The sequence below is a fragment of the Pseudomonas sp. A34-9 genome (assembly GCF_029543085.1).
GTDB lineage: Bacteria > Pseudomonadota > Gammaproteobacteria > Pseudomonadales > Pseudomonadaceae > Aquipseudomonas.
This window is the reverse complement of sequence record NZ_CP119967.1, coordinates 4532541-4544957: the sequence shown is the minus strand read 5'-3', so window position 1 is coordinate 4544957 and position 12417 is coordinate 4532541. Positions and strand designations below refer to the sequence as shown.

16 protein-coding genes are annotated in these 12417 nt (G+C 58.7%); 7 read left to right on the top strand and 9 right to left on the bottom strand.

Translation table 11 applies throughout. The features are described 5' to 3' along the window. Positions 1-97 precede the first annotated feature (97 nt). From P3G59_RS20190 to P3G59_RS20180, 3 genes are read right to left on the bottom strand one after another with little or no spacing between them, the layout of a single operon-like run. On the bottom strand, positions 98-436 hold the full coding sequence (locus P3G59_RS20190) for a hypothetical protein (RefSeq protein ID WP_277758698.1): 339 nt from the start codon (positions 434-436) through the stop codon (positions 98-100). Beyond that, positions 433-819 carry a phage holin family protein gene (locus P3G59_RS20185; RefSeq protein WP_277758697.1) on the bottom strand — a complete coding sequence of 129 codons (387 nt, stop codon included), beginning with the start codon at positions 817-819 and terminating at the stop codon, positions 433-435. The genes P3G59_RS20190 and P3G59_RS20185 overlap by 4 nt, the downstream gene beginning before the upstream one ends. Before the next feature lie 2 nt (positions 820-821). Then, complete coding sequence (locus tag P3G59_RS20180) at positions 822-1136, bottom strand: DUF883 family protein (protein WP_007908653.1); 315 nt, start codon at positions 1134-1136, stop codon at positions 822-824. A gap of 304 nt (positions 1137-1440) precedes the next feature. Between P3G59_RS20180 and P3G59_RS20175 the strand changes: the two genes are divergently transcribed. Then, positions 1441-2649, top strand: coding sequence for an ammonium transporter (locus P3G59_RS20175; RefSeq protein WP_277758696.1), 1209 nt, complete (start codon positions 1441-1443; stop codon positions 2647-2649). Here P3G59_RS20175 and P3G59_RS20170 read toward each other — a convergent pair. Then, positions 2646-4358, bottom strand: a complete 1713-nt coding sequence (locus tag P3G59_RS20170; protein WP_277758695.1) for a monovalent cation:proton antiporter-2 (CPA2) family protein — start codon at positions 4356-4358, stop codon at positions 2646-2648. The genes P3G59_RS20175 and P3G59_RS20170 overlap by 4 nt on opposite strands. 208 nt (positions 4359-4566) lie before the next feature. Here P3G59_RS20170 and P3G59_RS20165 point away from each other — a divergent pair, with 208 nt between their 5' ends. From P3G59_RS20165 to P3G59_RS20155, 3 genes are all read left to right on the top strand, one after another. Next, positions 4567-4803 carry a glutaredoxin family protein gene (locus tag P3G59_RS20165; RefSeq protein ID WP_277758694.1) on the top strand — a complete coding sequence of 79 codons (237 nt, stop codon included), beginning with the start codon at positions 4567-4569 and terminating at the stop codon, positions 4801-4803. A gap of 110 nt (positions 4804-4913) precedes the next feature. Beyond that, positions 4914-5231 carry a transcriptional regulator gene (locus P3G59_RS20160; RefSeq protein WP_093435111.1) on the top strand — a complete coding sequence of 106 codons (318 nt, stop codon included), beginning with the start codon at positions 4914-4916 and terminating at the stop codon, positions 5229-5231. 70 nt (positions 5232-5301) lie between these two features. Further along, complete coding sequence (locus P3G59_RS20155) at positions 5302-6192, top strand: pseudouridine synthase (protein ID WP_277758693.1); 891 nt, start codon at positions 5302-5304, stop codon at positions 6190-6192. A 79-nt stretch (positions 6193-6271) separates the two neighbouring features. Here P3G59_RS20155 and P3G59_RS20150 read toward each other — a convergent pair whose 3' ends face one another. Beyond that, positions 6272-6493: a YgdI/YgdR family lipoprotein gene (locus P3G59_RS20150; RefSeq protein WP_007908660.1), complete on the bottom strand. Its 222-nt coding sequence runs from the start codon at positions 6491-6493 to the stop codon at positions 6272-6274. 78 nt (positions 6494-6571) lie between these two features. Beyond that, complete coding sequence (gene mobA / locus P3G59_RS20145; RefSeq protein ID WP_277758692.1) at positions 6572-7174, bottom strand: molybdenum cofactor guanylyltransferase MobA; 603 nt, start codon at positions 7172-7174, stop codon at positions 6572-6574. Positions 7175-7255: 81 nt separating this feature from the next. Between mobA and moaB the strand changes: the two genes are divergently transcribed. Both moaB and glp read left to right on the top strand, forming a co-directional pair. Then, the gene (gene moaB, locus P3G59_RS20140) at positions 7256-7795 is read left to right on the top strand and encodes a molybdenum cofactor biosynthesis protein B (protein WP_093435105.1); all 540 of its coding nucleotides are present in this window, start codon (positions 7256-7258) and stop codon (positions 7793-7795) included. After that, on the top strand, positions 7779-9005 hold the full coding sequence (gene glp / locus P3G59_RS20135) for a gephyrin-like molybdotransferase Glp (protein ID WP_277758691.1): 1227 nt from the start codon (positions 7779-7781) through the stop codon (positions 9003-9005). Before moaB ends, glp begins: the two co-directional genes overlap by 17 nt. Before the next feature lie 51 nt (positions 9006-9056). Here glp and P3G59_RS20130 read toward each other — a convergent pair whose 3' ends face one another. Beyond that, positions 9057-9365: a hypothetical protein gene (locus P3G59_RS20130; RefSeq protein WP_277758690.1), complete on the bottom strand. Its 309-nt coding sequence runs from the start codon at positions 9363-9365 to the stop codon at positions 9057-9059. Between the two features lie 312 nt (positions 9366-9677). Between P3G59_RS20130 and yegS the strand changes: the two genes are divergently transcribed. Then, entirely contained in the window at positions 9678-10595 is a 918-nt protein-coding gene (gene yegS / locus P3G59_RS20125; RefSeq protein ID WP_277758689.1) for a lipid kinase YegS, read from the top strand. Here the strand turns inward: yegS and P3G59_RS20120 are convergent. Continuing rightward, the gene (locus P3G59_RS20120; RefSeq protein WP_277758688.1) at positions 10579-11238 is read right to left on the bottom strand and encodes a response regulator transcription factor; all 660 of its coding nucleotides are present in this window, start codon (positions 11236-11238) and stop codon (positions 10579-10581) included. The two genes, yegS and P3G59_RS20120, sit on opposite strands and share 17 nt — an antisense overlap. After that, a complete protein-coding gene (locus P3G59_RS20115; RefSeq protein WP_277762182.1) occupies positions 11235-12128 on the bottom strand; it encodes a sensor histidine kinase in 894 nt (297 codons plus the stop codon). Before P3G59_RS20115 ends, P3G59_RS20120 begins: the two co-directional genes overlap by 4 nt. Between the last annotated feature and the right edge of the window lie 289 nt (positions 12129-12417).

The following is a 12417-nucleotide window of genomic DNA, read 5'->3' as shown; positions in this document are numbered from 1 at the left end:
GGTGAACCCCGTCGACCGGGTAGGCGCACGGGATTGAACCTCCGGATAAAGAGGTTCATCCCGCCGGTATTGCAAGAATGTAGCCAGATGTACCCGGTCAGCGTTTGGCCGAACTCTGCATGACCAGTTTGATCAGCGGCCCGAGGCTGGTGCCGAGCCGGACCAAACGGCTTAACCCACCGACGCCGCCGCTTTTCGTGCCTTTGCCAGTGATAAAGCCCAGTAGCGTAACGGCAGCCACGCCCCACAATGGCGCGTGTTTGATGCCGAAGCCACCTTGCAGATTTTGCGTCATGCCGCGCACGCGATGCAGCGGTTGCAGCACTTGCCCGGCTTCATGACGAATTTCCTGGCGATGCATTTCCATGCGCAGGCGGATCAACGCCTTGCGCATTTCCCGACGCGAGCTGTTGTGTGGCAGTTCAGGCAGGCTCATGGCAGCAGGCGCTCCCGGTCGTTGGCCAGCTCTTCGAGCGTGCCGTGGAAAGGCGAGGATTCATCGAAGATCGCCGCCTTGAGACGCAGCGCGCAGAAGATCGAGGCCAGGGTATAGAAAACGCACAGGCCGATGATCGCAGCCAGCCGGTAGGTATCCCAGAACACAATCATCACCAATGTCGATAAACCCACCAGCAACAACAGTGCAAAGACCAAGGCCAGACCGGCGAACAGCAGGAGGCTGACGGTACGTGATTTCTGCTCCTGCAATTCGATGCCGAATAATTCGACATGGCTGTGCAGCAGACCCAGAACGGCGGCGCCCAGGCGTCGCGTGGAAGAGGCGGTGCCCGCAGTCGGGCCGGCTTCACCGATCGACATAATCAGCGCCGAGTAGCCAGCAGGCCGATCAGGAAGCCGACACCGGCAGCGATGCCGACGGACTGCCAAGGGTTGGCCGACACGTAATCTTCAGTGGCGGTCACTGCAGCCTGACCGCGATCGCGCAGGGTCTCTTCGGTCAATTTCAGGGTTTCGCGGGCGCGCAGCAGGCTGTCGTGAATCTGCTCGCGCAATTCATCGGCCTGATCGCCGGCCAGGGTGGCGGTGTGCTCGAGCAAGCGTTCGGTGTCGGCGACCAAAGTCTGGAAGTCGTTCATCAGGATTTCTTGAGCAGTCTTTGCCTTGATGCTGGCCATGGGTGGATCTCCGTAAGTGACGTCTGAAGCGTTCGAGTATGAGCCTTGTGCGAAGGTTCAGTACAAATGACTGGTACAACTTTTGCTGTGTCGTGGTGCGTCGCCCGGCGGTTGTGCGCTATTGCCGGGCGAGCGCCTTGAGAAACCTTACCCCAAACAACCCCGGTTCGTGTCAGGACATCGACCTTGTGCGCCAAAGCAGTTCGCCGGACCGTCGGTTCCGTGACTGCGCGGTCGCAACTTGGTGCATGAAATGTGCGCATGAACCGCTTTGGTGCCTTTTCGCCTTTAGGTCTGCCTGCTTATGGAAAATCTGCAAAGCGCTGTGGACACGCTGGTTCACAGCTCCAATACCTTGTTCATTCTGATCGGTGCGGTAATGGTGCTGGCGATGCACGCCGGTTTCGCCTTCCTGGAAGTCGGTACGGTCCGCCAGAAAAACCAGGTCAATGCGCTGTCGAAGATTCTCAGCGATTTCGCTGTCTCGACCCTGGCCTATTTCTTTATAGGCTATTGGATCTCTTATGGCGTGACCTTCATGCAGCCGGCGGCGGTGCTGAGTGCCGATCACGGTTATGGACTGGTGAAGTTTTTCTTCCTGTTGACCTTCGCCGCCGCGATCCCGGCGATCATTTCCGGTGGCATCGCCGAACGCGCGCGTTTCGTGCCGCAGTTGTGTGCCACGGCGCTGATCGTCGCGTTCATCTATCCGTTTTTCGAAGGGATGATCTGGAACGGCAAATACGGTTTGCAAGCGTGGCTGACGGCGCAGTTTGGTGCCGCTTTCCACGATTTCGCCGGATCCGTCGTAGTGCACGCCATGGGCGGTTGGCTGGCGCTGGCGGCGGTGCTGTTGCTGGGGCCGCGTAATGGCCGTTACCGCGACGGTCGGCTGGTGGCGTTCGCACCGTCGAGCATTCCCTTTTTGGCATTGGGCTCGTGGATTCTGATTGTCGGCTGGTTCGGCTTCAACGTGATGAGTGCGCAAACACTGCAAGGCGTCAGCGGTCTGGTGGCGGTCAATTCGTTGATGGCGATGGTCGGCGGCACGATGGCGGCGCTGCTCGTCGGGCGCAATGACCCGGGCTTCCTGCACAACGGCCCATTGGCCGGGTTGGTGGCGATCTGTGCCGGGTCTGATCTGATGCATCCGGTCGGGGCGCTGGTGACCGGTGCGATTGCCGGTGCGCTGTTTGTCTGGTGCTTTACTGCCGCGCAGGTGAAATGGCGCATCGATGACGTATTGGGTGTTTGGCCATTGCACGGCCTGTGCGGTGTGTGGGGCGGGATTGCCTGCGGGATTTTCGGCCAGACGGCGCTCGGCGGTATTGGCGGCGTCAGCCTGATCAGCCAGTTGATCGGCACCGCACTCGGTGTCGCGGTGGCGTTGATCGGTGGCTTTGTCGTCTACGGCGTGATCAAGGCGCTGCACGGGCTGCGCCTGAGTCAGGAACAAGAGTATTACGGTGCCGACCTGTCGCTGCACAAGATCGGCGCAGTGAGTCAGGATTAAGTCTCGGCATCGTCGCTACCGGGATAAAAACCATGTAGCAGGCGATAACGGTCGATGCGCACCTGATCGACTTTTTCCTGCACCTGATGTGCCGGCAGACCGAGCATGATCAAGGCGTGAGAGGCGAGCATCAGGCTCGACTCCAACAGCTCCGGCACCACTTCGGTGGCGCCGGCGGCTTTCAATTCGGCCCACTGGCTGTCGTCGCGGGTGCGCACCAGGATCGGCACGTGGGCGTTGAGCCGACGCGCTTCCTTGAGGATGCGCAGGGCAATGTCGCTCTGATCCACGGCTATCACCAGCAGTCTGGCGCGCAGCAGGCCAACGGCGCTCAGCAGATCGCCGCGTGACGAGTCGCCATAATGCACGTCACTTTCTCCACTGGCGGCTTCCTGTACCCGCACCGGGTCATTGTCCAGCGCGATAAAAGGTTGCTTGGCATTGCGCAGGAAACGCCCGATGGATTGGCCGACGCGGCCGTAGCCGCAAATCACCACGTGCTGGTTGAGGTCGGCGTTGAGCGCGCTGATTTCTTCGATCTGTGCTTCCTGATTGGGCTTGCGGTGCAGGGCGGCAGCGATGCGGGGTGCTGCGCGCAGCAACAGTGGCGTCAGCAGCATCGAACAGAACGTCGCGGCGAGCAGAAGATCGCCCAGCGCTTCGGGCATCATGCTGTGCTGCTGCATCTGCGCCATCAGTGCAAAGCAGAACTCGCCCCCCTGAGCCAATGCCAGGCCGCTGCGCCACGCCGTTTCGCTGTCACTGCCGCGCCACTTCACCAACACGGCGACGACGACGCCCTTGATTACCATCAAACCGACGGTGAGCCCGAGGATCAGCAGGCTGTGACTGACGAACAGTTGCAAGTCGATGAGCATGCCGATGCTGACGAAGAACACGCCGAGCAGAATGTCTCTGAATGGCCGGATGTCGGCCTCGATCTGGTGCCGATAGTGGCTTTCACCGAGCAACATGCCGGCCAGAAATGCGCCGAGGGCAGGGGACAGGCCCAGCAGGTGAGTCAACCAGGCCGTCAACAGCACAATCACCAGCGCCAGCAGCACGAACAATTCTGCCGAGCGTGACGCGGCCACTTCATGAAACAGCCTCGGCAATAACCAGCGACTGGCCAGCAGCAGACCGACAAACAGCACCACGGTTTTTGCCAGCGTCAGGGGCAGCGCCCAGTACCAGGCCTGGTCGCTGCTCCCGGCAAACACAGGCACCAACGTCAGCAGCAATACGGCGACAACGTCCTGGAACAGCAAAACGCCAACGGCATTTTGCCCGTGGCTGCTGAACACCTCGCCGAGGCTGCCTAACTCTTTGGTCACAATTGCCGTCGATGACAGGGAAAGCCCGGCGCCGAGCAACAGTGCTGGAGCCATCGGCATGCCCAGCAGCATCAGCAACAAACCGAGCAGCGCGGAGCTGATCAGTACCTGCTGACTGCCGAGACGGAATACCACCTGGCGCAAGGCGATCATCTTCGACAGGGAAAATTCCAGGCCCAGTGAAAACAACAGAAACACCACGCCCAGTTCGGCTACGTCAGGCAGGTGTTCGCTTTCGTTGACCCAGTCGAAGGCACTCGGCCCGACCAGCAGTCCCACGCACAGATAACCCAGAACCGGCGGCAGCCGCAGGCGCCGAAACAGGGCAATCACCACGAGGGACGAGGCGAGGATGATCAACAAGTTGGCAAACACTGGACACTCCGATGTCAGATTCAGGCTTTTCAAGCGTAGAGGCAAAAAGACCGGGAGGATCGCGCAAATGGCTTTTCTCTGGACTGATTTGCGTCAGGGTTTTGCCGGTGAACCTTTGTCGCAAGACTGGAGCCTTTGGGCGGCGGTGGCTCGACGGGTTTTCAGGTGCGGCCTAGAATAGGTCCACTCATTTTCTGGTTGAGCGCTCATGCTTCCTGAATGTCAGTTGTTCGGCACCTTGGGGTGTCATCTTTGTGAAGTTGCTGAAGCCATGCTGATGGAGTTTGTCGAGCGCGGTTTGCTGGTGGAACTGGTCGATATCGCTGAAGACGAATCCTGGTTTGAGGCTTATAGCTTGCGGATTCCGGTGTTGCGTCGGGTCGACACCGGGGCTGAGCTGGGCTGGCCATTCAGCGCTGATGAAGTCGTCGCGTTTCTGCTTTGATCCGCTTTTCTGTTGCATCCGCCGGTCGCCGCTGCCATCCATTCCTTGGCATTCTACGGATTGTTCGGTTACTGTATGTTCATACAGTAAATGCGTCAGAGGGATGAACCGTGGTCAATGTCGAACAGTTGAAGAACAGCGTGAACCGGATGTCGGTTGACGTGGTGCGCGAGGCCGTTCTCGAACTGCGCCTGGACGGGCTGGTCACGGAAGGCAAGACGCCCTTCAACAAGCTGCATTTTAATACCTGCTTTGCCGAGATCGAGGCCTTGTTTCAACGTGCCGGTTATCACAAACAACTGGATGTGGTTGGTTATCAGGGCTTGCTCTACGCCTTGTACGACCCGGGCCGTTGGGAAGCGGTTGATGTGTTGCGCTGGCTCAAGGAATTCACCGACGCCGCGGCGCTCAAAACAATCCCGGCCTGAGCATTCTGCGCTAGGTTCGTTTCCCTCTGTGCTGGATAATGCCGCCCTGTATTGAGGGTTCGATTTTCGTATGTCCACATCTACATTCTCTGCTGCGCAGAATCAGGCGAGCACGCTCTATCTGCCACCGGGTCCCTGGCTGACAGTACTCGATTGCCTGTGCGAGCATTTTCGCGCGATTGATCGCGAGCAATGGCTGGACCGGATCGCTCGTGGGCGAGTGCTGGATGGTCATGGTCAGCCGATCTCGGTGGATTTGCCCTACAAGGAAGGCTTGCGAATTCATTATTTTCGCGAAGTGCCGGACGAAAAGCCGATCCCGGTGGTCGAGTCGATCCTGTATGCCGACGAGCATCTGGTGGTGGCTGACAAACCGCATTTCCTGCCCGTCACACCCGCCGGCGAGTACGTTGAGCAGACCTTGTTGCGCAGGCTGATTCGTCGCCTGGACAATCCCCATCTGGTGCCATTGCACCGCATCGACCGGCATACGGCGGGATTGGTTATTTTCTCGGCCAACCCGCAAACCCGTTCGGCTTATCAGTCGCTGTTCCCCACGCGGCAAATTGACAAGCGCTATGAGGCCATCGCCCCGGCGCTGCCTGATCTGAGTTTCCCTTTGGTGCACAAGAGCCGTCTGGTGGATGGCGAGCCGTTTTTTCGCATGCAGGAAGGCGCGGGGACCAGCAACACCGAAACGGCGGTGGAGGTTCGGGAAAAGAATGGCGATCTGTGGCGCTATGGTTTGTTTCCGGTGACCGGCAAGAAACATCAACTGCGCGTCCACATGACTGCGTTGGGGGCGAGCATCTGCAACGATCCGTTTTATCCGCAGGTGTTGAAAGACGTCGAGGATGACTACGCCAATCCGCTGAAGCTGTTGGCGCAGGGTCTACGGTTTATCGATCCGGTGATCGGTGAAGAGCGAGAATTCGAGAGCCGGATTACGCTGCAATGGTGAGGCCAAAGCCAGCTTTCGTGCGCCCATGAAAAAGCCCGCATTAATGCGGGCTTTTTTGTATCCGGTGTCAACCCAGAGCTTACAGCTCTTTAACGGTGCGAACCTGATCCTTGTTGATGCGGGTTTCTTTGCCGTCCAGCTGTTTGAACTCGTAGAAGCCCGAATCGTCATCGTATTTCGGGGTGTCGACGGCCTGGATTTCGCGACCGTCATTCAAGGTGATCACTGTAGGCGACGAGCAACCGGCGAGGGTAGCCAGGCCCAGTGCGAGCATGAAAGTGGCGAGGGTCCGTTGAGTCATGAGTGTGTCTCCGAATGGGAATACTTTTGGTTACTGAGCTTGAGACGTATACAAGGCGTGAGAGTTCCTTGAGTGCTGTCAGTCTGACACAGTGTTGTGGGAATTTAACAGTTCGGGGGTATTGAGGTTGGCCAGTCGCGGGTCATTGTCCGGGCATTGCAGGGCAGTGGCACCGAGCTTGCGCATGACCCGGCCGGGGCTGCGCTCACCGGCGTTCCAGGCCTCTTCGAAGGCGGGTCGAAGGGCTGTCGGAATCACACATAACAAGGGTTCCCAGTGCTCGTCATGGCGCAACATTAAAGGTTTTTCAGGATTCTGACTGGCCGTCTCGCGCATGCTTTGCAGTAACGCTGCGTCAATGCGCGGGACATCACACGGCAAGACCAGCAGGTGCGAATGGCGCGCAGCTCTCAGGCCCGCACGAATGCCGGCCAATGGCCCCGGAAAATCGCCTTCGTCATCGACCACCAATTGATCAGCGAATGGCGCGTAACGCTCGCGATTACGGTTGCAGGAGATGATCAGATCATCGGTCAGCCCACGGACCTTGCGCTGCAAATGCGCAATCAACGGCTCGCCCAGCCACTCGACCAAGCCTTTGTCCTGACCGCCCATGCGTTGGCCGCGTCCGCCTGCCAGGAGCAGAATGGAGCAGGGGGGCAGTTGCGTATCGAGGGTCATGGCAGCTCTCCAGAGGGGCGGCGAACAAATGAGGCGCTGTGATATAACACCGGGCTGTTTCTCCTACAACTGGACGAGCCTATGAAAGCCAAGGCTGATGTACCTTTCGTGCCGCTCAATATTGCGGTGCTGACTGTCAGTGACACCCGAACACTGGAAACCGACACCTCAGGTCAGGTCTTCGTCGACCGTTTGACGGCGGCAGGCCACCGTCTGGCGGAGCGGGTGTTGCTCAAAGATGACCTCTACAAAATTCGCGCGCAAGTTGCTACTTGGATTGCCGACGATGTTGTGCAGGTTGTGTTGATCACCGGCGGTACCGGTTTCACTGGCCGCGACAGCACACCTGAAGCCGTTGCCTGTCTGCTCGACAAGCAGGTCGACGGGTTTGGTGAGCTGTTCCGGCAGATCTCGGTGGCGGATATCGGCACTTCAACGGTGCAGTCCCGTGCGTTGGCTGGTCTGGCCAATGGCACCCTGGTTTGCTGCTTGCCGGGTTCGACCAACGCTGTACGCACGGGTTGGGATGGCATCCTGGGCGAGCAGTTGGACGCCCGTCACCGCCCGTGCAATTTCGTGACTCATTTGAAGCAGGCGGCGCCTTGTGAATCCCGTGGGTAAGCCGGGCAAGACCGGGGCATTGATGCCGGTTGAGGTGGCGCTGGCGCGTCTGCTCGAAATGGCTGAAGCCTCGCCCATTGTCGAGCATGAATACTTATCGCTGGCCCAGGTGCAAGGGCGTGTGCTGAGCGACGATCTGATTTCAACGCTGGATCTGCCGCCTTGGCCGAACAGTGCCATGGATGGTTATGCATTGAACCTGGCGGATTGGAATGGCCAGCCGATGCCGGTCAGTCAGAAGGTGTTCGCCGGACAATCCCCCGAACCGCTGAAGCCGGGCACCTGCGCTCGGATTTTTACTGGGGCTCCGGTGCCGGCGGGTGCTGATTGCGTTGAAATGCAGGAAAACGCTGAGGTTCAAGCCGATGAAAAGGTGCGCTTCCTCGAGCCGATGAAGGCCGGGCAGAACATCCGTGCGCAAGGCCAGGAAACCACCGTCGGTGAGTTGATCCTGCCCGCCGGGACTCGCTTGGGCCCCATAGAGCAGGGGCTGGCTGCGTCGTTGGGGTGTGCCGGGTTGAAGGTCGTGCGCAAAGTTCGCGTCGCGGTAATCTCCACGGGGGATGAATTGGTCGAGCCGGGCCAGGCATTGGGGCCGGGTCAGATTTACAACAGCAATCGGGTGTTGCTATGCAGTTGGCTGCAACGTCTGGGCTGTGAGGTGATCGATGCCGGTATTCTTCCGGATAATCTGGCCACTACCCGTGCACGTCTGGGGGAGTTGCAGGATGTTGATCTGATCCTTTCCACGGGGGGCGTGTCGGTAGGTGAGGCGGATTTTCTGGGTGTCGCCTTGCGAGAGGAGGGCGAGCTTGCCCTTTGGAAGCTGGCGATCAAACCTGGAAAACCGCTGACGTTTGGTCATTTCCGCAATGTGCCGGTCATTGGCTTGCCAGGAAATCCGGCATCGACGCTGGTGACCTTTGCGCTACTCGCTCGGCCATATCTGTTACGCCGTCAGGGTGTGCAGGACGTCGAGCCGCTGAAGTTCACCGTGCCAGCGGGTTTTGACTGGCCGGTGGCAGGCAATCGGCGTGAGTACCTGAGAGGCCGTCTGGAGCAAGGGCGGGCCACTGTTTACCGCAACCAGAGCTCAGGCGTTCTGCGTAGCGCCGCGTGGGCAGATGGATTGGTCGAAGTGCTGGAGGGCCGCACACTGAGCGCCGGCGACGAAGTGGTCTTCATTCCGCTGAGTGATCTGCTGGACTGACCGCTCGCAAATGCAGGCGTCGGCTGGCGGCGCCTGCAATGACTCATTCAATTAATGGCTGATCAGTGTCACAAGCTGGTCGAATCGGCTATTTGCCACCCAACCCAGCAGACCCAGCACTACCGCTGTCGCACCCGCCGAGTAGGCAAGTCGATGTTTGATTGTTCTGACATCACCGCGGACTTCGTCCATGTCCCGCCGAAGGTACTTGAGATGGGTTTCCAGTTCGGTAACACGGGGTTCCATATCAACTTCTCCAGTGGTTGTGGCGCTTTTTTTGAATTCGGACTTTTGATTTGTGCGACTTTCGACGAGAGGGCCAACCGGGCTCAATGGCATCCTGGCTTCATGACTGGGCATGGAAGCATCCACCGGTTGTTTCAACTGTTCGCTTGCAAACTTTTTCAGCTCTCGAACTGGCGAGAGCCCTGGGGGTGTATCCACTCATTACATGCACATCCTTGTGTGTTGGATTGAAGATTGCTACCGCCGGCACACGGTGACCCAATGTCGGAGCAGGGTCAATTAAGCCGATTCCGCATGTTTTGTAAGAAAAAATACCGCTGTGTAGGACGTCGAGGCCAGAAGGCCGAATTAATTACGGGTCTGACGGCTTTTTTGCGGTCTGCGGTGGTCAAGATGTCTCGAACCGATTCGTTAGGGAGTGATGTGATGAGTGAACGCCGGGCGCTGTTGGTTCTGCATGGCAAGCAGGCACTCAACGAGGCGGTACGCACCGCCGTCGAGGACAAGCGCAAACAAGGCTGGGAGCTGGCCGTGCGTTTGACCTGGGAGGCAGGGGACGCTCAACGTTGGGTGGAGCAAGCCTTGGCGGACGGCTACACAAAGATTATCGCCGGGGGTGGAGATGGCACGTTGCGCGACATCGCCGAAGCGCTCGCGGCACATCCGGGCAAAGCCAGTCTCGTCCTTTTGCCATTGGGCACCGCCAATGATTTTTGCCGCGCAGCCGGCGTACCACTGGAGCCTGCCGAAGCCCTTGAGTTGCTCGATGTGCCACCGCGCGATATCGATCTGGGCGAAGTGGGCGGGCAGATTTTCCTCAATATGGCCACCGGTGGTTTCGGCAGTCAGGTCACGGCCAATACGTCCGAGGACTTGAAAAAAGTACTCGGCGGTGCGGCCTATCTGTTCACCGGTCTGTCACGATTCAGCGAGCTGCATGCTGCTTATGGCGAACTTCAGGGACCGGATTTTCATTGGCGTGGCGAGTTGTTGGCACTGGGTATCGGCAATGGTCGTCAGGCCGGCGGTGGACATGAACTGTGCCCGCAGGCACTGGCTGATGACGGGTTGCTTGATATCAGCATCCTGCCGGCGCCACAGGAGCTGGTGGGCACGTTGAAAACGCTGCTCAGTGATGGTTTCGGGATCGATAACATGTTTGTTCGAACCCGTTTGCCATGGGTCGAAATCAAGGTGGCCGAAGGGCTTTGCATCAATCTTGATGGCGAGCCGCTGGAAGGCGACAGCATGCGCTTTGAAGCGCGTCCGGCGGCGTTGCGTGTGCACTTGCCGGAGCATTCTCCATTGTTGGGCGGCGCCCGTTCGGTCAGTCGTCCAGGCTGATGATCTGTTCGCGCACGGCGAAAAGCACCAGGCCCGCTACGTCGTAGATTTGCAGACGCTTCATGATCTGTGAGCGGTGGGTCTCGACCGTCTTGATGCTCAGCCCCAGGCCGTTGGCGATTTCCCGGGTGGATTTCCCCCGCACGATCAAACGCAGGATTTCCAGCTGGCGCGCGGTCAGATTGTGCGAGTCGGCGGTCTCCGGCTGCTGTTTCTGATTACGGGTCAGGGCCTGATTGATCACGGTGTGTGCGATGGCGGGGCTCAGGTAGCGCTCGTTGTTGCGCAAGGCTTCCAGTGCATGTTCAAGCTCGGTAGCCGTCGTATCCTTGAGCAGGTAGCCGTGGGCGCCGGACTCGAGCGCCTGCATGATCAGCGCCGGATCGGTGTGCATCGACAAGATCAGCACCTTGCTCTGCGGGCGCACTCGCTTGAGCCGTTGCAAGGCTTCGAGGCCACCGGTTTCTTTCATGGAGATATCCAGCAACACGATATCCGGACGCAGTTGCTCGACCATTTCGAGCAATTGCGAACCGTCATTGGCCTCGCCAATCACCGCGTAACCGGGAATATCCAGCACCAGAGCGCGCACGCCGGCCCTGATCAGCGAGTGGTCATCCACCAGAAGTAAGTTGCAAGTCAACGCATAACCTTATTCGTACTGGCCCGCTCGAGTGCGCGAGGCGCCCAGGGGAAGAGTGCTTCGATTTGAGTGCCTTTGCCCGGTTCGCTGATGACGTTCAGGGTGCCACCCAGTTGCTCGATTCGTTCGGCCATCCCGGCCATGCCTCGTTGTCCTTCTCGACCTGGATTGGCCGACGGGGCGAATCCCAGACCGTCATCGCTGATCAGCAGCGTCAGCCCTTTGGGCAAACGTTGCACGCGTATCACCAGGTTTTTTGCCTGGGCGTGACGCAGGATATTGGTAACAGCCTCCTGGGTGATGCGGAAGGCGGCGACCGCCATTTCTTCCGGAATACCGTTAAGGCGCTGCTGGCAATCGAGGCTCCAGTGCACGCTGGTGTTGGTCAATGTCTTGAGCAGATGTGCACGCAGACTGGCTTCAAGCCCCAGGCTGGTCAACTGCCGTGGATTGAGAATGGCTGAAACGTCGCGCACTTTGTCGAGGGTTTCTTCCAGGGTGGCGCACAGCACCGTGCACTGCTCCTGCAAGTCAGCCGGCAGGCGTCGCTTGAGCCACTCGCTCTGCAGTTTGGCGGCTGTCAGCAACTGGCCGATATCGTCATGCAATTCGCGGCTGAGGCGATGGCGCTCGTTTTCCTGGACTTCCAGCAAGCGGTCGGCGAGCTCCTGCGGCTGAAATTTGATCGATTTGCGTGACAGTCGATATTGCACCCAGACACACGCGGTAGCGGCGATGTCGAGCAGTAGCAGGCCCAGGCAAAGGGGAGTCGAAAGACCATAGGTCAGCAGGCTGCCGAGGGTGGCCGCAACACACAGTATGAGTGTGAACCGGCGTGCATTTTCCCGGGAGGGTGGCCATGTAGTGATTGACTTGAGGCTGGCGTACATAACGGATGGAGCCAATGGATGTTCGCTGCGGGCAGACCGGCCTGAGGCTGGCGGGTCTCTGTCTGAAAATGCTGTCAATTATGTTATTGGTTTCAACACGGTCCAGTGAATGTATTGACCGCCAACTTCAGTGGATAGCTGTCGCTGAAATCACTGTGCCATTAATTTGCAAGCAACTAATGGGCGGCATAATACCACTTAAGATACCGTTGGTCGCGCTCGCTATATATGTCCATTGAGTCAGGAAATACGTGTTTTGGACGCAAGTTCCATAATGGAAAAAGTCGAT